The sequence below is a fragment of the Streptomyces sp. NK15101 genome (assembly GCF_020400725.1).
GTDB lineage: Bacteria > Actinomycetota > Actinomycetes > Streptomycetales > Streptomycetaceae > Streptomyces.
Genome location: NZ_JAINVG010000043.1, coordinates 1 through 25,646 on the forward strand (window position 1 = coordinate 1; position 25,646 = coordinate 25,646).

Annotated in this window: 19 protein-coding genes and 2 pseudogenes; 9 read left to right on the plus strand and 12 right to left on the minus strand. The window is 75.8% G+C overall.

Annotated features, from left to right (window positions below; translation table 11 throughout):
• From K7G60_RS22670 to K7G60_RS22690, 5 genes and pseudogenes are all read right to left on the minus strand, one after another.
• Nucleotides 1-2,569 (minus strand): annotated as a pseudogene (locus K7G60_RS22670) (hypothetical protein); the annotation flags it as partial.
• 73 nt (nucleotides 2,570-2,642) lie between these two features.
• Nucleotides 2,643-3,545, minus strand: coding sequence for a DUF4057 domain-containing protein (locus K7G60_RS22675; protein WP_225802762.1), 903 nt, complete (start codon nucleotides 3,543-3,545; stop codon nucleotides 2,643-2,645).
• A complete protein-coding gene (locus K7G60_RS22680; RefSeq protein WP_225802763.1) occupies nucleotides 3,542-4,345 on the minus strand; it encodes a hypothetical protein in 804 nt (267 codons plus the stop codon). The genes K7G60_RS22675 and K7G60_RS22680 overlap by 4 nt, the downstream gene beginning before the upstream one ends.
• Nucleotides 4,342-5,886, minus strand: a complete 1,545-nt coding sequence (locus K7G60_RS22685; protein WP_225802764.1) for a hypothetical protein — start codon at nucleotides 5,884-5,886, stop codon at nucleotides 4,342-4,344. Before K7G60_RS22685 ends, K7G60_RS22680 begins: the two co-directional genes overlap by 4 nt.
• 88 nt (nucleotides 5,887-5,974) lie before the next feature.
• A complete protein-coding gene (locus K7G60_RS22690) occupies nucleotides 5,975-6,685 on the minus strand; it encodes a GntR family transcriptional regulator (RefSeq protein ID WP_225802765.1) in 711 nt (236 codons plus the stop codon).
• Nucleotides 6,686-6,848: 163 nt separating this feature from the next.
• On the opposite strand from K7G60_RS22690, the gene K7G60_RS22695 reads away from it, so the two are divergent.
• The 5 genes and pseudogenes from K7G60_RS22695 to K7G60_RS22715 all read left to right on the plus strand — a co-directional run bounded on the left by K7G60_RS22695 (nucleotide 6,849) and on the right by K7G60_RS22715 (nucleotide 10,813).
• Nucleotides 6,849-8,129 carry an MFS transporter gene (locus tag K7G60_RS22695; protein WP_225802766.1) on the plus strand — a complete coding sequence of 427 codons (1,281 nt, stop codon included), beginning with the start codon at nucleotides 6,849-6,851 and terminating at the stop codon, nucleotides 8,127-8,129.
• Nucleotides 8,130-8,185: 56 nt separating this feature from the next.
• Nucleotides 8,186-8,512, plus strand: a pseudogene (locus K7G60_RS22700) (D-glutamate cyclase family protein); the annotation flags it as partial.
• Between the two features lie 59 nt (nucleotides 8,513-8,571).
• Nucleotides 8,572-9,336 carry a LamB/YcsF family protein gene (locus K7G60_RS22705; protein WP_225802767.1) on the plus strand — a complete coding sequence of 255 codons (765 nt, stop codon included), beginning with the start codon at nucleotides 8,572-8,574 and terminating at the stop codon, nucleotides 9,334-9,336.
• The gene (locus tag K7G60_RS22710) at nucleotides 9,333-9,953 is read left to right on the plus strand and encodes an allophanate hydrolase subunit 1 (protein ID WP_225802768.1); all 621 of its coding nucleotides are present in this window, start codon (nucleotides 9,333-9,335) and stop codon (nucleotides 9,951-9,953) included. Before K7G60_RS22705 ends, K7G60_RS22710 begins: the two co-directional genes overlap by 4 nt.
• Nucleotides 9,950-10,813, plus strand: coding sequence for a biotin-dependent carboxyltransferase family protein (locus K7G60_RS22715; RefSeq protein WP_225802769.1), 864 nt, complete (start codon nucleotides 9,950-9,952; stop codon nucleotides 10,811-10,813). Before K7G60_RS22710 ends, K7G60_RS22715 begins: the two co-directional genes overlap by 4 nt.
• Nucleotides 10,814-10,816: 3 nt before the next feature.
• Here K7G60_RS22715 and K7G60_RS22720 read toward each other — a convergent pair whose 3' ends face one another.
• The 6 genes from K7G60_RS22720 to K7G60_RS22745 form a co-directional block, all read right to left on the minus strand.
• Entirely contained in the window at nucleotides 10,817-14,410 is a 3,594-nt protein-coding gene (locus K7G60_RS22720) for a hydantoinase B/oxoprolinase family protein (protein WP_225802770.1), read from the minus strand.
• Nucleotides 14,407-15,381: an SGNH/GDSL hydrolase family protein gene (locus K7G60_RS22725; protein ID WP_225802771.1), complete on the minus strand. Its 975-nt coding sequence runs from the start codon at nucleotides 15,379-15,381 to the stop codon at nucleotides 14,407-14,409. Before K7G60_RS22725 ends, K7G60_RS22720 begins: the two co-directional genes overlap by 4 nt.
• On the minus strand, nucleotides 15,378-16,562 hold the full coding sequence (locus K7G60_RS22730; RefSeq protein WP_225802772.1) for a glycosyltransferase: 1,185 nt from the start codon (nucleotides 16,560-16,562) through the stop codon (nucleotides 15,378-15,380). The genes K7G60_RS22725 and K7G60_RS22730 overlap by 4 nt, the downstream gene beginning before the upstream one ends.
• Nucleotides 16,559-17,680, minus strand: coding sequence for a glycosyltransferase family 1 protein (locus K7G60_RS22735; RefSeq protein ID WP_225802773.1), 1,122 nt, complete (start codon nucleotides 17,678-17,680; stop codon nucleotides 16,559-16,561). Before K7G60_RS22735 ends, K7G60_RS22730 begins: the two co-directional genes overlap by 4 nt.
• A 370-nt stretch (nucleotides 17,681-18,050) precedes the next feature.
• Nucleotides 18,051-19,466 carry a HEAT repeat domain-containing protein gene (locus K7G60_RS22740; protein WP_225802774.1) on the minus strand — a complete coding sequence of 472 codons (1,416 nt, stop codon included), beginning with the start codon at nucleotides 19,464-19,466 and terminating at the stop codon, nucleotides 18,051-18,053.
• A gap of 256 nt (nucleotides 19,467-19,722) precedes the next feature.
• On the minus strand, nucleotides 19,723-20,115 hold the full coding sequence (locus K7G60_RS22745; protein WP_225802775.1) for an ankyrin repeat domain-containing protein: 393 nt from the start codon (nucleotides 20,113-20,115) through the stop codon (nucleotides 19,723-19,725).
• A 309-nt stretch (nucleotides 20,116-20,424) separates the two neighbouring features.
• Between K7G60_RS22745 and K7G60_RS22750 the strand changes: the two genes are divergently transcribed.
• Together K7G60_RS22750 and K7G60_RS22755 are read left to right on the plus strand one after the other, a co-directional pair.
• On the plus strand, nucleotides 20,425-20,619 hold the full coding sequence (locus tag K7G60_RS22750; RefSeq protein WP_030691317.1) for a hypothetical protein: 195 nt from the start codon (nucleotides 20,425-20,427) through the stop codon (nucleotides 20,617-20,619).
• A gap of 37 nt (nucleotides 20,620-20,656) precedes the next feature.
• Nucleotides 20,657-22,414 carry a hypothetical protein gene (locus K7G60_RS22755; RefSeq protein WP_225802776.1) on the plus strand — a complete coding sequence of 586 codons (1,758 nt, stop codon included), beginning with the start codon at nucleotides 20,657-20,659 and terminating at the stop codon, nucleotides 22,412-22,414.
• Between the two features lie 72 nt (nucleotides 22,415-22,486).
• On the opposite strand, the gene K7G60_RS22760 is transcribed toward K7G60_RS22755, so the two are convergent.
• Nucleotides 22,487-23,986 carry a PLP-dependent aminotransferase family protein gene (locus K7G60_RS22760; protein WP_225802777.1) on the minus strand — a complete coding sequence of 500 codons (1,500 nt, stop codon included), beginning with the start codon at nucleotides 23,984-23,986 and terminating at the stop codon, nucleotides 22,487-22,489.
• A gap of 108 nt (nucleotides 23,987-24,094) precedes the next feature.
• Between K7G60_RS22760 and K7G60_RS22765 the strand changes: the two genes are divergently transcribed.
• Complete coding sequence (locus K7G60_RS22765; RefSeq protein ID WP_225802778.1) at nucleotides 24,095-24,859, plus strand: YitT family protein; 765 nt, start codon at nucleotides 24,095-24,097, stop codon at nucleotides 24,857-24,859.
• Nucleotides 24,856-25,620 carry a glycerophosphodiester phosphodiesterase gene (locus K7G60_RS22770; protein WP_225802779.1) on the plus strand — a complete coding sequence of 255 codons (765 nt, stop codon included), beginning with the start codon at nucleotides 24,856-24,858 and terminating at the stop codon, nucleotides 25,618-25,620. The genes K7G60_RS22765 and K7G60_RS22770 overlap by 4 nt, the downstream gene beginning before the upstream one ends.
• Nucleotides 25,621-25,646 lie beyond the last annotated feature (26 nt).

The window sequence follows — 25,646 nt, forward strand, 5'->3', positions numbered from 1 at the left end:
CGAAGGGGCAGTCGGCACGCCAGGCGCCGATCCGGGACGCGAGGGCGCGGTCGCCGGCGAGGCGGGCGGCGAGGGTGCGGATCTCCTCGTCGCGGGCGGCGGCGCGGGCGCGCAGCGCGTGCCGCTCCTCGTCGGCCGCGTGCTCGTCGTGCATGGCCGGGTTCGGCGGTACGAGGAAGACACCGGTGTCCTCGGCCGGCTCCTGTGCCGGTACGGGGGCGAGGAGGGCCGCGGCGGTGCCGACGGCGACGGCGGAGCGGGGCAGCAGGGCGGCGGCGGCGAGGACCTCGCGGGCGCGTCCGTACGAGACGGGGTCGGTGATCACGACGCCGTCGACGAGCTCGGGGCGGGCGGCGAGGACCCGGGCGTGGTCGGCGGGGTCCACGGCCTGGGCGAGGTAGCGCCAGCCGGGGAGGGCGGGGATGCCGTGCTCGCCGAGGTACTCGACGGTGGCGAGGACGTCGGGGCCGGGCGGCAGCAGGCCGCCGTCGCCGAGGGCGCCGAGGATGCGGGAGTCGTCGGCGGCGGCGGTGCGCAGCTCGAAGAGGCGGCTCTCGGCGGAGGCGACGGCCTGGTCGAGCAGGCCGCGCAGCTCGTCGGCGTACCGGTCGAACTCGGTGACGGTGAGCGGGCCCTGGGGCGCGGTCCCGGGGCCCGCGTTCCCCTCGGGGGCCTCGGCGTCGGAGCCGGCGGCGGTGCGCGGGCCGGGGAGCGGGGAGCCGGAGGACGGCAGGCTCAGGAGTTCGGCGAGGCGCTCCTCGGAGGCGAGGGACTCGGCGGCGCGCCGCTCCGCGTCGTAGGCGTTCCCGGCGGCCTCGGCGGCGTCCGCGGCGCGGGCTGCGGCGAGTTCGGCGCGGGACTCGGCGCCGGCGGCCTCACGCGCGCGTTCGGCCGCGGTGCGGGCGGCCTCGCGGGCCGTGTCCCAGGCGGCGACCGTCGTCTTCTCCGCGTCGCTCGCGGCGAGGGCGGCGCGGGCCGGGTCGGCGTCCGGGGCGGTGTCGTCGAGCCAGCCGGCCCGGACGGCCTCGGCGGTCTCCTGCTCGACCTCGGCGAGCCGCTGGCGCAGGTGGCCGGCCTCGCTGCGGGCCCGCTGGGCCTCGGTGGCGGCGGCGGTGGCGTCCCGGTGGGCGGCCTCGCCCACCTCTTGGAGGGCGGTGGAGCGTTCCTCCTCCTCCGCCGCGTGGCGCTCGCCCTCCTCGGCGGCGGCGGCGAGGGCCCGTACGAGATCGGCGGCGGCCTTGGCGCGGGCGGCCAGGGCGGGGGCGGCGTCGCGCTCGGCCTCGCGGATGGCGGCGGCCACGCGCGCGGAGCGGTCGCCGGCGGCCCGGTGGCGCAGCACCGCCTCGGCCGCCTGCCAGGCGGAGTGCAGGGTGCGGGCGTCGATGAGTTCGCGGCGCTGGGCGGCGGCGCCCTTCTCGGCGGCGGTCAGCGCCAGGGAGGCGTGCCGGTAGGCGAGTTCGGCGGCGATGAGGGAGCTGCGGCCGCGGGCGGTCTCGGCCTCGGCGACGGCGTGGCCGGCCGAGGTGACCTGCTGGGCGAGTTCGGCGGCGCGGCCGCGCTCCTCGGCGGCGCGGGCGGAGAGCCGGCGGGCGAGCGTGCGGGTGCGGCGCTCGGCGCCCGCGTGGACCTCGCGCGCGTGGGCACGGGTCCCGGCGGCCTCGACGATCCGGCCGAGGAGGTCCACGGAGCCGGCCGTGAAGTCGCGCTCGGCGGTCAGTTCGGCGCGGCGGCCGAGCTTGTTGCCGAAGCCGCCGACGAGGTCCGCGAGGCCGTCGGTGTCGCGGGTGTCGGTGACGGCGCGCAGCAGCAGGTCGGTGAAGTCGGAGTCCTTCTTGACCGCGAAGAGGCCGGCGGCCTCGCCCTCGTCGGCGTTCATCTCGCGCTGGTAGCGGAAGAGTTCGGGGTCGAGGCCGAGGTCGCCGAGGTGCTCGTTCCAGCGGTCGTGGATCTCCTCCCAGACCACCTCCAGGTGCGGGTACGCCTTCCCGGCCTCGGTGAGCGCGTCGCGGAAGCCCTTCATGGTGCGGCGACGGCCGGTGGCGCCGGAGGCGCCCTCGGCGGGCGGGCGGACGGAGGTCGCCTCGGCGACGGGGAGGTTGTCCAGGCTGAGTCCGGGGCCGGGACGGAAGGAGTACCAGGCCTCGGCGAACTTCCGCGGATCGTTGGAGACCTGACGGCCGCGCCACTCGCTGGCCTTGCCGACGACGACGAGTTCGCCGGTGAGGGTGTGCTGCCACTCCAGGGCCACGTGGCCGCAGTCGTCGGCCAGGAGGAACTTGCGCAGCACGCCGGAGCTGGCGCCGCCGAGGGTGTTGCGGTGGCCGGGGAGCATGACCGAGAAGATCAGCTTGAGGAGGACGGACTTGCCGCCGCCGTTCTCCAGGAAGAGCACGCCCGCGGGGGCCGGGCGGCGCGGCGGGCCGACCGGCTCCTCCTCGAAGAACTCCGCCTGGGTGGGGGCGGGGTGGGGCACGGGTGCGCCGACTCCGCGCAGGTCCAGGACGGTGTCGGCGTAGCGCGCACCGGCGGGACCGATGGAGTAGAGGCGGACCCGGGACAGCTCGTACATGGCGAGGGACTCTCGTGCTCTCGTGCTCGTCGTGCTCAGGAAGGTCGGTTGCGCGGGGTGTTACGCGGGGCGGTCACGCATGGAACGGCAGGCCGGCGTCGGCGGCGAGTTCCAGGTCGTCGCCCTCGGGCGGCGGCAGGAGGGTCGCGGAGCCGTCGCTGACGGGGACCACGCCGAGGTCGAGGAGCTCGGCCATGGCGGCGGAGCCGGCCATGTCGCGGACCTGGAGCTGGTAGCGGGCGGTGGTGCGGTAGGAGCCGCCGCCCTCGTCGCCGGTGCGCTGGAGGAAGCCGGAGTCGGTGAGGAAGGCGGCGGCCTTGCCGACGATGCCGGTGGTGGAACCGGCGAGGCGGCGGGCGTCCTTGGTGGCTCCGGTGGCGCTGCGGCGGGCGTAGGTCCGCCAGGCGGCCTCCAGGCCGGGGGCGTCGGAGGCCGGGTCGGTGTTCTCGCCCTGCTCCTCGGCGCGCTGCTCGAGACGCAGACAGGCCTGGCGTACGAAGGCGTCGACGCCGTTGACCGTGAACCGGCCGATGTACGCGTCGTCGGCGAGGTCCTCGGGCCGGGGGAAGGCCATGGCGGCGACCGCGAGGTGGGCGAGGCCGTGCAGGAACCGGTCGGCGGAGTCCGTGGAGGCGCGGCGGGCGTAGTCGCCCATGCGGACGGCGAAGACGGAGTCCTCGCCCGCGGTGACGGCCATGCCGGCGCGCGGGGACACCTCCAGGACGACGAGTCCGAGGCCGGTGGCGACGGCGTCGGCGAGGCGCGCGAATGCGGGGTCCTCGCGGTAGCGGCGCAGGAGCTCGGCGTACTCGGCGTCGCGGGCCGGGAGCAGCTTGGGCTGGAGGCCGAAGGAGACGAGCCGGGCCGCGTCGGCGGCGTCCGCGGGGGTGACGGCGGAGGCGGTGGACGCGGCCGGGGGCTGCGGGGGCTCCTGCTCGCTCCACGCGTCGGTGTACTCGGCGTGGGTTTCGCTCACGGCTGGGGCTCCTCGGTACGGCTCTCGGTCGGTACGGCGCGGGGGGCGGGGCGGGGCACGGGCAGCGGGACGGGGGTGACGGCCGCCGGTGCGACGGCGGGGCCGGAGCGGTCGACGGGCGCGGGCGGTTCGTCCGTGAGCCGCACGGCGCGCACGGACGGCAGGCCCCGGCGCCGCGCGGGCGGGATGCGGGCCGGTTCCGGCACCGCCACGGTCCCGAACCGCGGCCGTCCGGCGGCTGCCGGGGCGGGCGCCGCGTCGGCGGCTGCCGGAGCGGGCGACGCGTCGGCGGCCCGCACGGGATCCGACCGGAGCACGGCTTCGGGCTCGGGCACCGCTTCGGGCTCGCGTACGGCTGCGGACTCCGGGGCGACCTCGGGCTGGGGCACGGCTTCGGGCTGCGGGACGGCCTCGGATTCGCGTACGGCTGTCGGCGCCGGGACGGCCTCCGGCTCGGGTGCGGCCTCGGGCTCGCGTACGGCTTCCGGCGCCGGGACGGTCGTAGGCATCGGGGCGCCCTCGGGCTTCGGTACGGCCTCCGGCTCGGGTGCGGCCGTAGGCACCGGGGCCGCCTCGGGCTCGGGTGCGGCTTCCGGCTGCGACGCGGCCCCGGGCTCGCGTACGACCGTCGGCGCCGACGCGGCCCCGGGCTCGCGTACGGCTTCCGGGTTCCGCGCGGTCTCGGGCCGGGGTGCGGTGGCGGGGGTCGGTATGGGGGCGTCCGTCGGGCCGCTGGGAGCCGGTGTGTCGGGGAGGGCGGGGTCGGTGGCGGTCGTCGGGGCCTGGGGGACGAGGGTCACGAGGCCTCCGTGCGGTCCGCGGCCATGCCCGCCGCGTCGAGCATCGCCGTACCGACGATGAGGTCGGCGCCGCCGAACTCGGGGTCGTCGAGCGGGGTGCCGTCGTCGACGGCGAAGAGGAGGCGCTCCTCGCCCTGGCGGTAGGCCGTGCCGACCGGGGGGCTCGCCGCGTGGACGGCGAGGAGGGCGACGAGGTACGGAAGGTCGGGGTCGAGGCGGCGGGCCTCGGCGAGCAGGCCGGAGAGGCGGCGCGGGGCGTCGTGCTCCAGGTCGAGCAGGCGCAGGGCGCTCGCGAGCTGCTCCTCGCTGAAGCGGGAGTCGTCGGGGGTGGCGATGAGGTCGGGCTCGGGCATCTCCGCGCCGAGGTGCTCGCGCTCGACGGGCGGGGTGAGGAGCAGGTCGACGAGGTCGCCGAGGCGCACGGAGGCGGGGGTGCGCAGTCCGGTGCCGTGGGCGAAGAAGGCGTCGGTGACGCGGGTGGCCTGTTCGACGGGGAGCGGCAGGACGGGGGCGACCAGCTGGCCGTACAGGTCGAGTCCGGTGTACGCGGTGGGGGCGGCGAAGGCCTGCCGGTCCTGCTCGGCGCGGAAGAGGGGCCCGGCTTCGAGGAGGCGGGACTGGAGCTGGGTGTGGCGGCGGATGCAGTCCTTGACGATGTCGACGAGCTCGGCCGCACGCCGCTTGTGCTCCGCGGTCTTCGCGTCGTTCGTGGCCTCGGCCTCGTCGCGGGCCTTGCGGATGTTGGTGAGGATCGCGTTCTCGTGGCGGTAGCGGTCGGCCACGTGGTCGAGCGCCTCGGCGATCATGTCGGGGACGGTGTGGAGCCAGTCGACGGCGCGGACGTTGCGCCGGGTGGCCTCCAGGGTCTTGCGGAGGGTCTCGGCGTACTGCACGGTCCGGTAGCGCGCCTGCTCGGCGGCGAGCTGGGCGTCGGCCAGGCGGCCCCGGTTGATGAGGACCTCCAGCTTCACCTCGGCGGCGATCTGGGCGCTGGTGACGTCGGTGTCGAGGGCTCCGACGAGGACGTTGACCGCTTCGTCGGTGGTGCGGAGGTAGACCCCGCCGCCGTAGCCCGGGACCTCTTCGATGAGCTTGAAGTCGTAGTCCCGGCGGACGTAGACGCCGTCGGTGCCGAAGGTTCCGTAGACGGCGCGGAAGCCGCGGTCGACGCTGCCGACGTTGATCAGGTTCTCCAGGACCCAGCGGGCGACGCGCTCGTGCTCGGCGGCGGGGCGGGTGGGTGCCTGGGCGGCGACGCGGGGCAGCAGGCGGGCGACGATCTGCTCGTGGTCGGCGCCGGTGTCGAAGTCCATGTTCAGCGTGATGAGGTCGATCGCGGCGAGGGCCACCTCGGCCATCGCGTAGACCGTGTACTCGCCGGCCAGGTTCGCCTTGCGCGCGTCGAGGTCGTGCAGCGGGGCGGTGCACGCGAGCGCGCGGAGCCGCCGCGCGAGCCCTTCGTCGGCGGCCGGGCCCTGCGCGGGGCGCGGCCCCGCGCTGAGCTGGGGCGGAGCGAGGTCCGTCGAGGCAGGCGAAGTCACGGTGCACAGATTAGGTCCTCACCCTGACAACGGTCGAAACGGCGCAGATACGACCGGTTCTCCGGGTAGCCTCGCACGGGCTCTGCCGTCAGCCGGCGGGTGCCGTCGGATCGTCGACGGCCCGGGCGTAGGCGGCGGCGACCCGGGTGCGGGAGTCGTCGAGGTAGCGGGCGAGGAGTCGCTCCGCCGAGGCCCGTTCACCGGCGCACAGGGCGTCCAGAATCTCCCGGTTCCTCCGGAGATAGGGCTCGTGCAGGGCGCGCGGGTCGTCGACGACGTGGAAGGCGAGGCGGAGTTCGGCGAGGACGCCGCGCATCAGTTCGTCGGTGCGGGCGCTGCCGGCGAGGGCGACGAGTTCGCGGTGGAAGTGGATGTTGGCCGTGGAGACGCCCGTCCAGTCGTCGGCGCGGGCCGCGGTTTCGCCCTCGGCGACGGCTGCGGCGAGGCCTTCGACGGCGAACGGCGGCTGCCCCAGGCCCCGCACGACGGCGCACTCGACGAGCCGCCGGGTGCGGTAGATGTCGTCCACGTCACCCACGGCGAGGACGCGGACGAAGACGCCCCGGTTGAGTTCGTGGACGAGCAGGCGCTCGTGGGTGAGGAGCCGGAAGGCCTCGCGGAGCGTGTTGCGGGACACACCGAGGGCGCCGCCGATGCTCTCCTCGGAGAGCCGGGCGCCGGGCGGCAAGTAGCCCTCCGCGATCCGGGTGCGCAGGATGTCCGCGACCCGCTCGGCCGTGCTCGTACGCCCCAGGAGTACGCGGTCGTCCGTCAGTCCGCCGGCCCCACTCACGTCCACAGCGCCTCGCCCCTTCCGTAGTCCGCGGCCGAGTCAACCGCAGAATCGGGGAGGCGACAACACTCCTCTTGTCGGATCGTTCAACAATCCTCTACCTTGACCGCACCGCACGGTTCCTCGGTACGTCTCTCAGGCACGCTCCTCCTTCTGCTGCGAGGTGCAGATGAGCACGAGTCAGACCCGGCACCACTCCCAGGGCGAACGGCCCGTCGACACGGGCGCGTTCGCCTGGCTGCGCGGCCTCGGGCCGCGCGGCCGGCGCGCCTTCGGCGGCGCGTTCGGCGGTTACGCCCTGGACTCCTACGACTTCTTCACGCTGCCCCTGTCGATGGTGGCGATCGCCGCCCACTTCGGCCTCGACAAGGGCCAGACCGGCCTCCTGACCACCGTCACCCTCGTCGTCTCCGCGGTCGGCGGCGCCCTCGCCGGCGTCCTCGCCGACCGCGTCGGGCGGGTGAAGGCCCTGATGATCACGGTCGTCACCTACGCGGTCTTCACCGTGTTGTGCGGCTTCGCCCCGAACTACGAGACCCTGCTGGTCTTCCGGGCGCTCCAGGGCCTGGGCTTCGGCGGCGAGTGGGCGGTCGGTGCGATCCTGGTCGCCGAGTACGCCTCCGCGAAGCACCGGGGCCGGACGCTCGGCGCCGTCCAGAGCGCCTGGGCGGCCGGCTGGGCCCTTGCGGTGCTCGCGTACACCCTGGTGTTCCAGTGGGCCGACGCGGACCTCGCCTGGCGGATCCTCTTCTGGACGGGAGCGCTGCCCGCGCTCCTCGTCGTCTACGTGCGGCGGAACGTGGAGGACGCCCCGCAGGCCGCCGAGGCCCGCAGGGCCGACGCCGGACGGGGCTCGCTCGGGGCCGTGTTCCGTCCCGGTCTGCTGCGCACCACGCTCTTCGCGATCCTGCTCTCGACCGGCGTCCAGGGCGGCTACTACACACTCGCCACCTGGGTCCCGACCTTCCTGAAGACCGAGCGCGGCCTGACCGTGGTCGGCACCGGCGGATATCTGACCCTGCTGATCTCCGGGGCCTTCACCGGCTACCTGACCGGCGGGTACCTCACCGACCGGCTCGGCAGGAAGAAGAACATCGCCCTCTTCGCCGTGCTGTCCGCGGCGTCCGTCCTCGCGTACACCCACATCCCCGCCGGGGCGAACACCCTGCTCCTGCTCCTCGGTTTCCCGCTCGGCTTCTGCATGTCGGCCATCTTCAGCGGCTTCGGCTCCTTCCTCGCGGAGCTGTACCCGACGCCGGTGCGCGGCACGGGGCAGGGGCTCACGTACAACACGGGGCGCGCGGTCGGAGCCGTCTTCCCGACCCTGGTCGGCTTCCTCGCCGAGGGCTGGGGCGTGGGCGGGGCGCTGGTCTTCGGTGCCGTCGGCTACGGCCTGGCCGTGCTCGCCCTGTTCGGACTGCCCGAGACCCGCGGGAGGGAACTCGCATGAGCGGGGCGGTGGTTCCCGATCCGCGCGAGGCACGCGCGCGTGCCCGGGCCGGGACGGCGGGGCGGCTGCACGGCCCGATGGCGGTGTCGATGCGGCCGGTCCCGGCGGAGCTCGTCCCGGTGGCGCGGCGGATCAGCGGTCCGATGCCGGTCGTCCACGGGGCGCCGGCGCACGCGGGGGATCCGGCGGCGCTCGGGATCCGGGACCCGGACCGGCCCGGCTTCGGGGACGCGGTCGAGGCCGAGGCGGGCGACGCGCCGGTCTTCTGGGCCGGCGGGGTCACCCCGCAGGCGGCCGTGACGGCCTCGCGCCCGCCGTTCGCGATCATCCGTGCCCCGGGCCGGATGTTCGTCACCGACGTCCGGGACGACCACCACCGCATCGCCGTCCGAACGGCGCCGGCACGTACCACCGCACCACCAGGTGAGAGAGGAAGCACCACATGACCCGGGTCCCGATCGATCTCAACGCCGATCTCGGCGAGGGCTTCGGCCGCTGGACGCTGACCGACGACGAACAGCTCCTGTCCGTCGTCACCAGCGCCAACGTGGCCTGCGGTTTCCACGCCGGGGACGCGGTCACCATGCGGCGGGTCTGCGAGCTCGCGGCGGCCCGCGGTGTGCGGATCGGGGCCCAGGTGTCCTACCGCGACCTGGCGGGCTTCGGGCGGCGGGCGATGGACGTCCCGGCGGCGGAGCTGGCCGCCGAGGTGGCGTACCAGATCGGCGCCCTGGAGGTCTTCGCGCGGGCCGCGGGCGCGCGCGTCTCGTACGTGAAGCCGCACGGGGCGCTCTACAACCGGGTGGTCCGGGACGCGGAGCAGGCGGCGGCGGTCGTCGACGGCGTGCTGCTCGCGGACCGGACGCTGCCGGTCCTCGGGCTGCCGGGGTCCCGGCTGCACGAGGCCGCCGCGGCGGCCGGGCTCCCGGTCGTCGCCGAGGCCTTCGGCGACCGGGCCTACCGGGCGGACGGCTCCCTGCTGCCACGGGGGCAGGAGGGGGCCGTCGTCACGGATCCGGACGAGGTCGTCGAACGGGCGGTGTCCATGGCCCGGTTCGGCGTCGTCACGGCACACTGCGGGAGCTCCGTCGCCGTGCGGGCCCGGTCGCTCTGCCTGCACGGGGACACCCCGGGCGCGGTGGGCCTGGCCCGGCGGGTCCGGGAGCGGCTCGAGGCCTCCGGCGTGCGCGTGGAGGCCTTCGCGTGAGGGTGCTGAGGGTGGGCGACCGGGCCCTCCTGGTGGAACTGGAGGGCGGCGACGCGACCGAGGCCTTCCACGCCGAGCTGCTGCGGCAGCGGGCGGCCGGTGCGCTGCCCGCAGTACGGGAGATCGTGCCGGCGGCGCGGACGGTGCTCCTCGACGGGGTGGACGATCCGGAGCGGCTCGCGGCCGAGCTGACCGACTGGGAACCGGCGCCGCTCCACGCGCGCGTGGGCGAGGCCGTCGAGGTGCCGGTGCGCTACGACGGGCCCGACCTGCCGGAGGTCGCCGCGCTCTGGGGCGTGTCCGTGGAGGCGGCGGTGCGGATCCACACGGCGGCCGAGTTCCGGGTCGCCTTCTGCGGGTTCGCGCCCGGCTTCGGCTATCTGACCGGGCTCGGCGAGCGGTACGAGGTGCCCCGCCGGGCCACGCCCCGGACGGTGGTCCCGGCAGGGTCGGTCGCCCTGGCCGGCCCGTACACGGGGGTGTACCCGCGCTCCTCCCCCGGCGGCTGGCAGCTGATCGGCACCACGGACGCGGTGCTGTGGGACGCCGGGCGGGACCCGGCCGCGCTGCTCGCGCCCGGCACCCGGGTCCGGTTCACGGCGGGAGGCGGGCGATGAACGACCGGGCGGTCGCCGTGGTCCGGGCCGGGGCGCTGACCACCGTCCAGGACCTGGGGCGCACGGGGTACGCGCACCTCGGCGTGCCCCGCTCGGGCGCCCTCGACCCGGCGGCCGCACGGCTCGTCAACCGGCTGGTCGGCAACGCGGAGGACGCGGCGGTCCTGGAGACCACGGTCAGCGGATGCGCGCTGCGGCCCCGGTGCGCGGTGACCGTGGCGGTGGGCGGCGCGCCGTGCCCGGTCCGGGTGGACGACCGCCCGGCCGCCTGGGGGGCGGCGGTCCGGGTCGGCGCCGGATCCGTCCTTGAGGTGGGCGCGGCCGTGCGCGGACTGCGTTCGTACGTGGCGTTCGGCGGCGGGATCGCCGTCGCGCCGGTGCTCGGCAGCCGCTCAACCGACCTGCTGTCGGGCCTCGGCCCGGCGCCGCTCGCGGAGGGGACGGTGCTGCCGCTGGGAGCGGACACGGCCGTACGGGGGGCGGTCGACGCTCCTCCCTGGCCGGGGCCGCCGGACGAACTCGTCCTGCGGGTCCGGACGGGCCCCCGGGACGACTGGTTCACCGCCGCGGCCCTGCGCGCCTTCACCACGCGCGCGTACCGGGTGTCGCCGGCCAGCAACCGGATCGGCCTGCGGCTGGAGGGCCCGGCCCTGGAGCGGGCCGTGCCGGGTGAACTGCCGAGCGAGGGCATGGTCCTGGGCGCGGTGCAGGTGCCGCCGGACGGGCGCCCGGTGGTGTTCCTGGCGGACCATCCGACGACCGGGGGCTATCCGGTGGTCGCGGTGGTCCGGGAGGCCGACCTGGGCACGGCGGCGCAGGCGGTCCCGGGGACGCCGGTGCGGTTCCTGCCGGTGCGGTGACGGTCACGGGGGCGGCGGGCCGTAGCCCCCGCCGCCGGGGGTGCGCAGGACCAGGACGTCGCCGGGGCCCACCTCCGTGGTGGCGGCGCCTCCGAGGTGCTCGACGGTGCCGTCGGCGCGTTCCACGAGGTTCTCGCCGAGGGCGCCCGGCTCGCCGCCGGCCATCCCGTACGGCGGGACCCTGCGGTGGCCGGTGAGGAGGGCCACCGTCATCGGCTCCAGGAAGCGCAGGCGCCGCTCCACGCCGCAGCCGCCGTGCCACCGGCCGCGCCCGCCGCCGTCCTCCCGCACCGCGAAGGCGTCGACCCGGACGGGGTGGCGCCACTCCAGGATCTCGGGGTCCGTGAGCCGGGAGTTGGTCATGTGGGTCTGGACGGCGTCGGCGCCGTCGAAGCCGTCGCCCGCGCCCGAGCCGCTCGCGACGGTCTCGTAGTACTGCACGCGCGCGTTGCCGAAGGTGACGTTGTTCATGGTTCCGGAGCCCTCGGCCTGGACGCCGAGGGCCGCGTAGAGCGCGCCCGTCACGGCCTGGGAGGTCTCGACGTTCCCGGCGACGGTGGCCGCCGGGTGGACGGGGGCGAGCATGGAACCGGGCGGGACGCGGACCTCCAGGGGCTCCAGGCAGCCGCTGTTGAGCGGGATGTCCTCGTCGACCAGGGTGCGGAAGACGTACAGGACGGCGGCCATGACGACGGCGGTGGGCGCGTTGGCGTTCCCGGGCAGCTGGGCGGAGGTGCCGGTGAAGTCGATGAGGGCGGAGCGCCGTTCGCGGTCGATCCGGACGGCGACCCGGATCACCGCGCCCCCGTCGGTCTCGTAGCGGTACTCGCCGTCCTCCAGGCGGGCGACGATGCGCCGTACGGACTCCTCGGCGTTGGCGCGGACGTGCCGCATGTAGGCCTGGACGACGTCGAGCCCGAACTCCCCGACCGTGCGCCGCAGTTCCTCGATGCCCTTCTCGTTGGCGGCGATCTGGGCGCGCAGGTCGGCGAGGTTGGTGTCCGGGTCGCGGGAGGGGTGGCGGGCGCCGGTGAGCAGGGCGCGGGTCTCGGTCTCGCGGAGGTGTCCGTCGCGTACGAGCAGCCAGTTGTCGAAGAGGACGCCCTCCTCGTCGACGGTCCGGCTGAAGGCGGGCATGGAGCCGGGGGTGATGCCGCCGATCTCGGCGTGGTGCCCCCGGGAGGCGACGAGGAAGAGGAGTCCGTCCCCGCGGTCGTCGAACACCGGCGTGACGACGGTGACGTCGGGGAGGTGGGTGCCGCCGTGGTACGGGTCGTTGATCGCGTACACGTCGCCGGGGCGCAGGTCGTCCCCGCGCCGGCGGAGCACCTCCTTGATGGACTCCCCCATGGAGCCGAGGTGGACGGGGATGTGGGGCGCGTTGGCGATCAGGTTGCCCTCGGCGTCGAAGAGGGCGCAGGAGAAGTCGAGGCGTTCCTTGATGTTGACCGACTGGGCGGTGTTCTCCAGGCGGACGCCCATCTGCTCGGCGATGGACATGAAGAGGTTGTTGAAGACCTCCAGGAGGACGGGGTCCACGTCCGTGCCGGCGGCCACGCGCGCGGGGCGGGGGACGACGCGGCGCAGCAGGAGGTGACCGCCGTCGGTGGCGGTGGCCCGCCAGCCGGTGTCGACGACGGTCGTGGCGTCGGCCTCGGCGAGGATGGCGGGCCCGTCGACGCCGTCGCCGGGCCGCAGGTCCTCGCGCCGGTGGAGCGGGACGTCGTGGGGCGTGCCGGCGCTGTGCATCCGGACGGTGGCCACGGCGGCGAGGGGGCCGTCGCGCTCCGCGGTGCCGACGAGGACCGGTCCGTGCGGGCCGGCGCTCCCGACGGCCTCGACGGTGACGGCCTCGACGACGAGCGGCCGGTCGAGGGTGAACGCGTACCGCGCTCGGTGGGCGTCCGTGAACGCCGTCCTCAGCTCGTCGGGCGGTGCGAGGTCGACGGGGAGGCTCGCGTCCGTGCCCGCGTAGCGCAGGAGCACGCGCGCGTGCGTGGTGATCGCCGCGTCCGGCAGTCCGTCGGCGCGGAGCTCCTCGCGGGTGCGGGCGGCGAGCTCGGCGCACAGGGCGGTCACGCGCGCGTGGGTGCCGGCGGCGTCGAGCTCGGCCTCCACGGACCGCTCCCGCATGGCGGTGGCGTCGGCGAGCCCGATCCCGTACGCCGAGAGCACTCCGGCCAGCGGGGGTACGAGGACGGTGTCGACGCCCAGGGCGTCGGCGACGGCGCAGGCGTGCTGGCCGCCGGCGCCGCCGAAGCTGGTGAGGGCGTACCGGGTGACGTCGTGGCCGCGCTCCACGGAGATCTTCTTGACGGCGTTGGCCATGTTGAGGACGGCGATCTCCAGGAAGCCCGCGGCGACCTCCTCGGGGGTGCGGCCGCCGCCGACCTCCTCGGCGAGGGCGGTGAACCGCTCCCGTACGACCTCGGCGTCGAGGGGACGGTCGCCGGTCTCGCCGAAGACGGCGGGGAAGTGGGCGGGCTGGACGCGCCCGAGCATGACGTTGGCGTCGGTGACCGTCAGGGGTCCGCCGCGGCGGTAGCAGGCGGGGCCGGGGACGGCGCCGGCCGAGTCGGGGCCGACCCGGTAGCGGCGCCCGTCGTAGTGGAGGACGGAGCCGCCGCCCGCCGCGACGGTGTGGATGCTCATCATGGGCGCCCGCATCCGCACCCCGGCGACCTGTGTGCCGAGTTCGCGCTCGAAGGTGCCCGCGTAGTGCGACACGTCGGTGGAGGTGCCGCCCATGTCGAAGCCGATGACGCGGTCGTGCCCCGCCTGCGCCGAGGTGCGGGCCATGCCGACGACGCCGCCCGCCGGGCCCGACAGGACGGCGTCCTTGCCGCGGAAGTGGGCCGCCTCGCGGAGTCCGCCGTTGGACTGCATGAACATGAGGCGGATGCCGGCGAGTTCGCGGGCGACCTCGTCGACGTACCGGCGCAGGATCGGCGAGAGGTAGGCGTCGACGACGGTGGTGTCCCCGCGCGGGACGAGCTTGATGAGCGGGCTGACCTCGTGCGAGCAGCTGATCTGGGTGAAGCCGGCGGCGCGGGCCGCCGCCGCGACCCGGACCTCGTGCTCGGGGTGCCGGTAGCCGTGCAGCAGGACGACGGCGGCGGAGCGGAAGCCGTCGCGGCGCGCGGCGGCGAGCGCTCCGGCGACGGCGGGCCCGTCCAGCGGACGGACGACGCGGCCGCGGGCGTCGACCCGTTCGGGAACCTCGATCACGCGCGCGTACACCGCCTCGGGCAGCACGATGTGCCGGTCGAAGAGCCGGGGCCGGTTCTGGTAGGCGATGCGGAGCGCGTCGCGGAAGCCCTCGGTGATCAGGAGCACGGTCGGTTCGCCGCGCCGCTCCAGGAGGGCGTTGGTGGCGACGGTGGTGCCCATCTTGACGACGGCGATCCGGTCGGCGGGTACGGGTTCGCCGGGGCCCAGGCCGAGGAGGAGGCGGATGCCGGCGACGGCCGCGTCCTGCCGGCGGGCGGGGTCGTGGGAGAGCACCTTCCGGCTGACGAGCCGGCCGTCGGGGCGTCGCCCGACGACGTCGGTGAAGGTGCCGCCCCGGTCGATCCAGAACTCCCAGCGCCCGTTCATCTCCCCATTGTGGCCGCGAGCGCGGCCGTGAGGGCGTCGTCCGCGCGCGCGTCGAGGGGCGCCGTGCCGGTGCCGTCGGCCCAGTGGCGCAGTTCGGTGCCGGCGAGCAGGAGGAGCTGTGGGAGCAGGTCGCGGCTGCGGCGCAGGACCCAGCCCGTACCGGCGGTGGCGAGCCACAGCAGGGTCTCGGTACGGGTCGGCGGCGGCTGGGCGGGCTTTGCCGAGGGCCGTGCGCCGTGGGCGAGTCCCCGTGCGGCGAGGAGCCGGTGGAAGCCTGCGGCGACGGCCCGGTGGCCGCGCTCGCCGGGGTGCAGCCGGTCGGCGCTCCACAGGGTGCGGTCCTCGGTCCAGACGGGGTCGGCCAGATGCAGATGGACGGCTCCGTACCGGGCGGACAGCGCGTGGACGACGGCGTTGACGGAGCGCTGGCGGCGGGCGAGCGGGCGCGCCAGGGGCGGGGGCAGGCCGAGCATCCGGCCCGGATCGGGGAGGCAGGCCGTCAGGAGTACTGCCCCGACGGCGTGGAGATCGGCGCAGACCCGGTCCAGGCGGCGGGTGAGGAGCTCGATGTCGAAGGTGCGGCGCAGGGTGTCGTTCACGCCGACGACGACGGAGGCGAGGTGCGGCCGGAACTCGAGGGCGCGGGGTGTCTGCTCGTCGGCGACGTCCGCGCCGAGCGCCCCGCTGACGGCGAGGTTCAGGAAGGCCGTCTCACGCCCCTCGGCCGTGAGTCCCTGGGCGAGCAGCGCCGCCCACCCCCGCCAGGCCCCGCCGGCCCGGTCCCCGACGCCCTCGCTGAACGAGTCCCCGAGCACGGCGAACCGAAGGGGCCCGGCGTCGCCAGCCGCGGCGGGGCCGGGCGCGGTCGGCGCGGGCTCCACGGCGGCCGGGGCGGTGGGCGTCTTCGCGGTGGGCGTCTCCACGGCGGCCGGGGCGGTGGCCGTCACCGCCTTCGCGGCTCCCCCTGTCATCGGCGGGCCTCCTCGGGGACGAGCGGCCGGACCGCCGGGAGGGCGTCGTGGGCGTGGAGGAAGGCGGTGACGGCGCGGTTCCAGGAGAAGACCTCCGCACGCGTGCGTGCGGCCCGGCGGCGGACGCTCTCCGGGACCGCGAGAAGGCCCTCCACCCCGGTGGCGAAGGCGCCCGGCGTGTCGGCGGCGGCCGCCCCCGCCGTGCCCACGACCTCGGGCAGGGCCGAGGAGGCGCTGACCACGACGGGCGTCCCACAGGCCAGGGCCTCCAGGGCGGAGAGGCCGAACGTCTCCGCGGGCCCCGGGGCCAGGCACACGTCGGCCGCCGCCTGGAGGTCCGCCAGCGCCTCCCGGTCGGCCACGTGCCCGAGGAACCGCACCGGGAGCCGCCGCTCGCGCGCCCGCCGTTCCAGGGCGCCCCGCAACGGCCCGTCCCCCGCCACCACGAGCGCCGCCGCGGTCCCCGAGGCCCGCAGCTCCTCCAGCGCGTCCAGGGCCGTGCCCGGCCGTTTCTCGACCGAGAGGCGGGAGCACAGCAGGAGCAGCACCCGCTCCCCGCCGGCGTACCGGGCGCGCAGCACGGTGCTGCGGCGGCCGGGCCGGCAGCGGTCCAGGTCCACGCCGAGCGGGGCCCGTACGACGTTGCGGGCCCCGATCCGCGCGAACTCGCGCTCCGCCCACTCCGTCGTGCACACGATCCGCGCGAAGGCCCATGCCGTGCGGCGGTTGAGCCGGTCCGCCGCGCCGGCCGCGAGTGCGGGCGGCACGCCCCAGGTGCGCAGCACGCCGTCCGCGGTCTCGTGGGAGACCATGACCGACGGCACGCGCGCGCGTCGCGCCCACTCCCCCGTCCACCGCAGCGTGGTGCGGTCCGAGACCTCGATCCGGTCGGGGGCGAGTCCGTCGAGGAGCCGGCGGACCCGGCGCCGGTCGGCGAGGACCCGGTAGCCGCCGGTGCCGGGTAGCACGGGGCCGGGGAGCGTGACGACCCGGCCCTGCTCGGTGTGGTGGTCGCTCGCGACGTCACCGGGCACGACGAGGACGGGCTCGTGGCCGGCGGCCAGGTAGCCGCGGCCGAGCTGGTCGAGGGCGGTGCGGAGGCCGCCCGAGGTGGGCGTCACGAAGTTCGCGAGCCGCACGATCCGGAGTCCGGTGCCGTCTCCCGTACGGACGCCGCTCACGCCGCCACCGCCGTCCGCTCGCGCAGCACCTCCAGGTAGTGGCCGATCAGTTCGTCCCCGAGGGCCTCCCAGGTGCGTCCCGCGACGGCGGCCCGTGCGGCCAGGCCGAAGGCGGCGCGCGTCCCGGGCGTGGCGGCGAGCTCGGCGACGGCCTCGCGCAGCGCGTCCGGGTCGCCCGGGGGGACGAGCAGCCCCGTGCGGCCGTGGTCGACCAGGTCCAGGGGTCCGCCGGCGGCCGGGGCGACGACGGGGACCCCGCTCGCCATGGCCTCCTGGACGGTCTGGCAGAACGTCTCGTACGGGCCGGTGTGGACGAACACGTCGAGCGACGCGAAGATCCGGGCGAGGTCCGCGCCGGTGCGGCGGCCCAGGAACCGGGCGCCCGGCAGGGCGGCGCGCAGGGCGGGCCCGCTCGGCCCGTCCCCGACGACCACGACCCGGACGCCGGGGAGCGCGCAGGCTCCGGCGAGCAGGTCCACCCGCTTCTCGGGGGCGAGGCGGCCCACGTAGCCGACGAGGAGTTCCCCGTCGGGGGCGAGCTCCCGGCGCAGGGCGGCGTCACGCAGTCCGGGGCGGAAGCGGGTGGTCTCCACTCCACGTCCCCAGAGCCGGATGCGGCCGATGCCGTGGGCCTCCAGGTCCCGCACGGCGGCCGAGGACGGGGCGAGGGTGCGGTCGGCGGCGCCGTGCACGGCGCGGAGGCGGCGCCAGGCGGCGCCCTCGCCGGTCCCGACGTACGTGCGCGCGTAGCCGGCGAGGTCGGTCTGGTAGACGGCGACGGCGGGTATGCCGAGCCGGGTGGCGACGGTCATCCCCCGCGCGCCGAGGACGAACGGTCCGGCGAGGTGGACGAGGTCGGCGCGGTGGGCGGTGATGGCCGCGGCGACCCGGCGGCTGGGCAGGGCGACCCGGACCTGCGGGTAGCCGGGGAGGGGGAGGGAGGGCACCCGGACGACGGCGCAGGGGGCGTCGGCGTCCGCGGCCGGGTCGGCGACTGCGGGGGCGATGACGAGCGGGGTGTGACCCCGCCGGACGAGGTGGCGCGCGGTCTGCAGGGCGCAGTGCGCCACACCGTTGACGTCGGGAGGGAAGGATTCGGTGACGATGACGACACGCATACGGGTGTTGTCGTCGTGTCCGGCGTGCCCCCGCCGACGTGGATCTGGACGGGGAGGGAACGTCCCGTGAGCGTTTCCCCCGGGGGCGGGTGCGTCTCCGGGCCCGGGGCCCGAGCCGGGACGCACCAGGCCCTGGGCCGGGCCCGAGCCAGGGACGCGCCGGGGACGTGCCGGGCCTCGCTCGGGCCCGCGCCGGGGACACACGGGCCCCGCGCCGGCCCCGGAGACGCGCCGGCCCCGGGGCGGGGCCACGGTCGGCGGGTTCTCCGCCGCAGGCCGCGCCGCCCCGGGGGCCGGGTGGCGGTGGCTCGGGTGCGCGAGGTCGGGCCGGGAGGGGTTGGCCGGACCTGTCGCCGCCCCGGAGCCGGGGTCAGACCTGGAGGTCCGGCCCTATCCGGTTGCGCACCGCCGTCTGGACCTCGACCTCTTCGGCCGGGTCGGCGGCGAGGCGGCGCAATCGTTCGGCGACGCGCACGTCACCGGTCTCGGCGTGCTGGGCCGCGACCTCGCGGGTGGTCTCCTCGCAGTCCCAGAGGCATTCGACGGCGAAGCCGGTCGCGAAGGTGGGATCGGTGGCGGCGAGGGCGCGGGCCACGTGGCCGCGCAGCCGGGAGGAGGTCGTCTCGCGGTAGACGTGGCGCAGCACGGGTGCCGCGCAGGCGATGCCGAGGCGTCCGGCTCCGTCGACGAGGCAGGCGAGCTCGGGGGCGTCGGGGCCTCCGGAGCGCACGGTGCCGCGCAGGGCGCCGAGGACGAGGGGGGCGTCCTGGGCGGTGCCGCGGCAGGCGAGGACCTCGGCGGCGGCCGTCCCGAGGGCGTCGGTGCGCCGGACCCACGCGCGGGCGCGGGCGACGGCGTCCTCGCCGCACATCCGCCGGTAGGCGGCGACGGCCGCGTCGGCGGCCTCGCGGGAGTCGCCGTCGGCCGCGGCCTCGACGAGGTCGAGGACGGCGGGGTCCCGTGACTCGGCGAGGTGGTGCAGGGCGGCGCCGCGGGCCCCCGTCGCGCCGTGCCGGGCGGCGGCGAGGAGCTCGGGCCGGTCCTCGGGTCCGGCGACGGCGGTCAGGCAGCGGGCGGCGGGGCCGTAGAGGACGGCTCCGCGCTCGTACCCCTCCTGTGCCCAGTCGAGGACGGCCTTGACGCTCCAGCCGGGGCGGGGCCCGGCGGGACGCATCTGGCGCTGCCAGCGGTCGAAGGAGCCCTGTTCCTGGGCGGCCCTGACGCGGGCGCCGACGGCCTCGCGCGGGTCCTCGGCCCACAGCCGCCAGGGGCGGGGCTCGAAGGCGTCGCGGACGGTGCGCGCCAGTTCGGCGTCGCCGTCCGCGTCGGCCGGGAAGCGGGCCAGCACGGGCAGGGCGAGCGCGCGGAGTCCGGCGTCGTCGTCGCGGAGGGCCAGCTCGTCCAGGGCCCACGCCCAGTTCGTGCCGGTCGCCGCGTACCGCCGGAGCAGCAGCAGGGCGTCCTGGCGTCCGTAGGAGGCGAGGTGTCCGAGGACGGCGAGCGCGAGCCCGGTCCTGGACTCCTCGGTGTCGAGGTGGTCCTCGGCACCCAGGAGGTGCGCCTCGATCTCGTCGAGACCTCCGTGGAGGTCCAGGTAGAGACGGGCGTAGTAGAGGGAGCGGTTCTCGACCTGCCAGTCGTGGCGGGGGTCGTCGAGAACGCAGTGGTTGAGGGCCGCGAGGGCCTCGGCGCGTGGCGCGGCGAGCGCGTGCAGGGTGCCGTCGCCGCGGCCCCGCTGCAGCAGGCCGAGCAGGGTGCCGCTCGGCGCTATGACTGGATCGAACATGGGAAGACGCCTCACATCAAGCTGTCGACACGACCGGGGGATACCGGGGGGAGCCCGGTCGGGCGGTACACCGCCCGTACGCCTAGGCCGTGCGGCAACATTCGGGGCCGCCCGTCGTCGTTCGCCTGCCAGTGACCATCTTCCTCAGCCTCTCGTCGGTGGCCCGTTTTGCCGGACCCGACGTCATGATGACCCACCCATTTCGCCACCGCGACCACATTTACGCCCCTGCTCCCACCTGGGGTTCAGCCGCCGTTCACCTGGCTCCGAAGAGCTCCAGGAGTTCGGTCTTGCCGAACATGCGGGCGGTGTCGAGCGCGGACGGAGTCCCTGCCTCCGGATTCGCGCCTGCGGCGAGGAGGGCGCGGATCACCGCGTCCTCGCCCTTGAAGACGGCGCCGGCGAGCGGGGTCTGGCCGCGGTCGTTGGCACGGTCGGCCTCGGCGCCGCGCTCCAGGAGGGCGGCGACCGCAGCGGCGTGGCCGTGGTAGGCGGCGAGCATGACGAGGGTGTCGCCCTTGTCGTTGGTGAGGTTCGCGGGGACGCCCGCGTCGACGTAGGCGGCGAGGGCGTCGGCGTCACCCGTGCGTGCGAGGTCGAAGACCTTGGACGCCAGCTCGATGACCTCGGGGTCCGGAGTCTCGCTCATCGGGTGGAACCGCCTCTCTCCTGCGTGGTCGGTCTGTGCACGGCCGGCGCGGCCGTACGAGTGAATCGACAGGGTACTGCCCGTCCGGCGACATGACCGTGCCCGGCCGAGGCAAAGATCACGTCGTCCCACCCCCTGTGTCCGCCCCTAGCGCACGCCGGAGATTTCGCCACCCGGCAGGGCATCCGCCGTCCGCCGGTCAAGTGAAATCAGCCGTTTTTCACCCTAATGCACCTTTAATCACATAGATACTTGCTGTGAACCTGGAAGAACTCATGGTGACTGTCCCCTCAACCAGGAGAACAACCAATGATCCTGTCCATTTCAGGCGTGGTCCTGCTCGGCATCATCTGCTTCCTGTTCTTCAAGAAGGACGGCATGAAGGCCTCACACGCCCTCGTCAGCTCACTGTTCGGCTTCTACCTCGCGGGCACCGCCATCGCCCCGAGCATCACGGCGGGCGGCCAGAGCCTCGCCGGTCTCCTGGGCGGGATCAAGTTCTGACGCCCTTCAGTCCCTTCCACCGATTCAGGAGTACTTCGTGGCCCGGCGACCACTCCCCCGCATTCTGAGCAGCGGCAGCGCACAGATCGCTCGCAGTCGAGAGATCGCGCGCACGGCCGCCGACAGCGCCACCGACGTGCTCCATCCGCTGATCACGGTCTCCCGTGGTCTGCGGAAGCTGGCCGCGACCGCGCGCGCCAGGTGGGCCGCGACCCCCAAGGAGCGGCGTGGTCCCACGCTGCTCCTGGTCGCGGCCTGCGTCCTGGTCGTCGCCCTCATGCCGTACGGGCCGCTCCTCGCGCTCGTCCTGCTCATGGCCGTGGCCGCCTGGCTGGGCCGGGAGCGCCCGGTCGTGAAGACCGGGCCCGACGACGCGGAGATCGCCCGGCTCAAGGGCCTGTACGAGGCGCTCGTGCCGTACTTCTCCGTGCCGGAGGACCCGGCGCCCCTCTTCGCCCACGGCGGCGAGTGGAGCGGCGCCTTCGGGGAGCACGCCTTCGACGAGGACGGGCGGCTCACCCGGCTGAAGATCGCTTACCCCCCGTACTTCACCGACGGCGAACCCGCCGCCCGCGCCCGCATCGAGCAGCTGCTGCACGCCAAGTCGGGGCGCGGCCGCGAGTACCGCTTCGACTGGGACGAGGAGGGCAACCAGCTCGTCATGAGCGTGCTGCCCGCCCTGCCCACCACCATCGCCGCCCAGCGCTTCGTCACGGTCCCGGGCGAGACCGTCCTCGGCTTCACCGACGCCGACGCCGTGCAGCGGACCGTGCCGGTCGTCTCGGCGGACGGCACCGAGGACGCGCCGGCCGTCGTCTGGCGCACCGGCCCCCGCTCCACGGAGCCGCACCTGCTCGCCGTCGGCCAGCCCGGCAGCGGCACCACCTCCCTGCTGCGCTCGATCGCGCTCCAGGCCCTCCCCCACGGCGACGTGCTGATCGTCGAGGGCGGCGGCACCGGCGAGTACGCCTGCCTGACCGGCCGCGCCGGCGTCCTCGCGGTCGAGTCCGGACTCTCCGGGGCCCTCGCCACCCTGGAGTGGGCGGCGCACGAGACGGAGCGGCGGCTGATCGCCGCGAACCGGGCCCGGCAGGCCGGGCAGCCCGCGCCCGAGGACACCCGTCGGCCGCTGTGGATCCTGCTCGACCGGCCGAGCATCCTGGGCCACCTGGCCGCCGCCGACGGCCGCCCCGACCCGCAGGAGCTGCTCCAGGTGCCGCTGCGGCACGGGCGCACGGCGCAGGTCACGGTGGTGGTGGCCGAGCAGTTCGACAGCACGGACATGCTGGGCGAGGCGGTACGGACCCACACCCGGGCCCGGATCGTCCTCGGCCCCGCCACCCCGGAGCAGATCGCGGCCGTCCTCGGTGCCCGGCCGCACACCACCCCGACGCCCGAGGTCCCGGCGGGCCGCGGCTACGCGCGCCTGGGCACCGGCCCGGTCCTGCGGCTCCAGGTGCCGGCGACGCCCGACCCGTACGACGACGCGACGAGCGAGACGCACCGCCAGGCGGTCCTGGAGCTGCTCCCGGAGCGCCGCGCGATCACGGCCCCGGCCGTATCCGCGGACCCGCCCGTCGTCACGGTCAAGACCCCCGCCGCGCCCGCGGACCCGCCCGTCCTCACGGTCAAGACCCCGGCGTCGGCGTCGGTCGCCTCCCAGGACACGGTGACGGTCTCGGCCGCCGCGGTCGAGACGGTCACCGGCTCGTCCCCCGAACCGGCGCCGGCGCCCCGCGTCGAACCGGACTCCGGCCCGGCCCCGTTCCACACGCCCGTCCCGGCGGAGGGCTGAGAAGGTCGGACCACGGACGTACGGAGGGCCCCACGCGCGCGTGGGGCCCTCCGTACGTCCGTGGTGAGCCGGCTACGCCACGAACGACCTCGGCGGTTCCGCTCCCCCGCCGGCGCCGGACTCGACCAGGCGGGCCGCGGCGGCCAGCCGGGCGGCCGCCTCGTCGGCGACCGGGCCGCCGACCGTGAAGGGCAGCCGGACGAAGCCCTCGAAGGCTCCGTCGACCCCGAAGCGGGGGCCGGAGGGCACCCGGACGCCGACCCGCTCCCCCACCTCGGCGAGCCGGGAGCCGGACAGCCCGCCGGTGCGGACCCAGAGGGTCAGACCGCCGCGCGGGACCACGAACTCCCACTCCGGGAGCTCCCGGCGGACGGCGGCGACGAGCGCGTCCCGGTTCTCCCTGGCCTGCTCGCGACGGAGGCTCACGGCCTCCTCCCAGCCGCCCGTCCGCATCAGCCAGTTGACGCCGAGCTGCTCCAGGACGGGGGTGCCGAGGTCGGCGTACGCGCGGGCGGCCACCAGGGAACGGATGACGTCGGGCGCGGCCCGGACCCAGCCGATGCGCATGCCCGCCCAGAAGGCCTTGCTGGCCGAGCCGACCGTGAGGACGGTGGCGCCCGCCGGGTCGAAGGCGCAGACCGGCCGGGGCATCTCCAGGTCCTCGTCCAGGTGCAGCTCGGCCATGGTCTCGTCGACGACGAGGACCGTGCCGGCCGAACGGGCCGCCTCGACGAGCTGCCGCCGCTGGTCCTCGTCGGCGAGCGCGCCGGTCGGGTTGTGGAAGTCGGCGACGACGTACGCGAGACGGGGCGCCGCGTCCCGCAGCACCTGCCGCCAGCGGCCCAGGTCCCAGCTGCCGAGGCCCTCGGCCATGGCGACGGGCACGAGCCGGGCGCCGGCCGAGCGCATCAGCTGGAGGATGTTGGCGTACGAGGGCGACTCGACGGCGATCCGCTCGCCCCGCCCCGCGAAGAGGTGACAGATGGCGTCGATGGCGCCCATGGCGCCGGTCGTGACCATGATCTGCTCGGGCATGGTGGGGATCCCGCGCGCGGTGTACCGGTCGGCGAGCATCTGCCGCAGCGCGGGCAGCCCGGCCGGGTAGTCCCCGTGCGTGTGGGCGTAGGGCGGCAGTTCCTCCAGGGCGCCCTGGACGCCCCGGGTGAGCCAGGGCTCGGGGGCGGGCAGCGCCGCGCAGCCGAGGTCGATCATCGAGCCGAGGGACTCGGGGGGCAGCGGTTCGAGCCCGCGCGCGGGCAGCGGGTTCCCGGCGGGCACGGCGGTCCAGCTGCCGGCCCCGCGCCGCGACTCCAGGAAGCCCTCGGTGCGCAGCGCCTCGTAGGCGGCGGCGACCGTGGTGCGGCTGACGGTGAGCGCCAGGGCGAGTTCCCGCTCTGCGGGCAGGCGGGCGGCGACCGGGACGCGGCCCTCCAGGACGAGCAGCCGGATGCCGTCGGCCAGGGCGCGGTAGGCGGGCGGCTTGCGGGTGCCCGGGCCGGCGGGCCTGGGCTGCTGCGCCTGGAGCTGCCGGGCGAGCTGGGCCGGTCCCACCGCCGAAGTCCACTGAGCCATGGAAATCAGTCCACCTTCCTCGAATTGGCCATGGTTGACATCCGATCCCCCGCCACAGAGTGTCACGAGTCAGTCCACTACCACCACCTTGGGGGCATTCCCTTGTCCATGGCCTCCGGTCTCCACGGCCGGCACCTCACCCGCCGGCTCGTCCAGCTGTACGTCGGACTGACGCTGTACGGGGCCAGTTCGGCGCTGCTCGTGCGCAGCGGGCTCGGTCTGGAGCCCTGGAACGTCCTGCACCAGGGCCTCGCCGAGAGGACCGGGCTGACCATCGGCGTGGTGTCGATCGCCGTCGGTGCGGTGGTGCTGCTGCTGTGGCTCCCGATCCGGCAGCGGCCCGGGCTCGGCACGGTCTCCAACGTGTTCGTGATCGGTCTGGCGATGGACGGCACCCTGGCCCTGGTCCCGGACGTCCACGGGCCGGTCGGGCAGGTGTCGCTGCTCCTGCTCGGCATCGTCCTCAACGGGGTCGCCACCGGCCTGTACATCGCGGCGCGGTTCGGGCCCGGCCCGCGCGACGGCCTGATGACCGGTCTGCACCGGCTCACCGGCCGGTCCATCCGTCTGGTGCGGACGGCGATCGAGGTCGTGGTGGTCGCCACCGGCTTCCTGCTCGGCGGCTCGGTCGGTGTCGGCACGGTCCTGTACGCGCTCGCGATCGGACCGCTCGCCCAGTTCTTCCTGCGCCGGTTCGCCGTCCCGGAGCCGGCGGGATCCGAGAGCGCGGAATCCGCCTCCGAACCCGCTCCCGGCAGCGTCGCGCCCGTCGCCGAACCCGCCTCCGGCAGCGCCGCGCTCACCCCCGAGCCGGTCTCCGTCCCCTCCTCGGTCGCCGCCGGGACACCGGAAGGCGCCATACTGCGGCCGTGACTCGCGTACGCCACCCCTATCTCGACCATTCCTCCCCTCTCGCGTTCGCCCATCGCGGCGGCACGGCGAACGGCCTGGAGAACACCGCGGCCGCCTTCCGCCAGGCCGCCGCGGCGGGCTACCGCTACTTCGAGACCGATGTGCACACGACGTCCGACGGGGTGCTCGTCGCGTTCCACGACGCGACCCTCGACCGGGTGACGGACGCCTCGGGCCGGATCCGCGACCTGCCCTGGGCGGCGGTGCGGGAGGCCCGCGTGGCCGGCAAGGAGCCGCTGCCGCTCTTCGCGGACCTCCTGGAGGAGTTCCCCGAGGCCCGCTGGAACGTGGACCTCAAGGCGGAGTCGGCCCTCCACCCGCTGATCGACCTGATCCGCAGGAAGAAGGCCTGGGACCGGGTCTGCGTGGGCTCCTTCACCGAGTCCCGGGCGGCACGGGCCCAGCGGCTGGCCGGTCCCGAGCTCGCCACCTCGTACGGGGTGGGCGGAGTGGTCGGGCTCCGGCTGCGCTCCTGGGGGATCCCGGCGGCCGTGCGGGCCGGAGCGGTGGCGGCGCAGGTCCCGGAGCGCCAGGCCGGGGTCCCGGTGGTCGACCGCCGGTTCGTGCGGGAGGCGCACGCGCGCGGGCTCCAGGTCCACGTGTGGACGGTGAACGATCCGGCCCGGATGCACTCTCTCCTCGACCTGGGAGTCGATGGCATCATGACCGATCACCTGGAGACGCTGCGCGGCGTGCTCACCGACCGGGGAGCGTGGATCTGAGCCGCGTCCCGGCGACGGGGACGAAC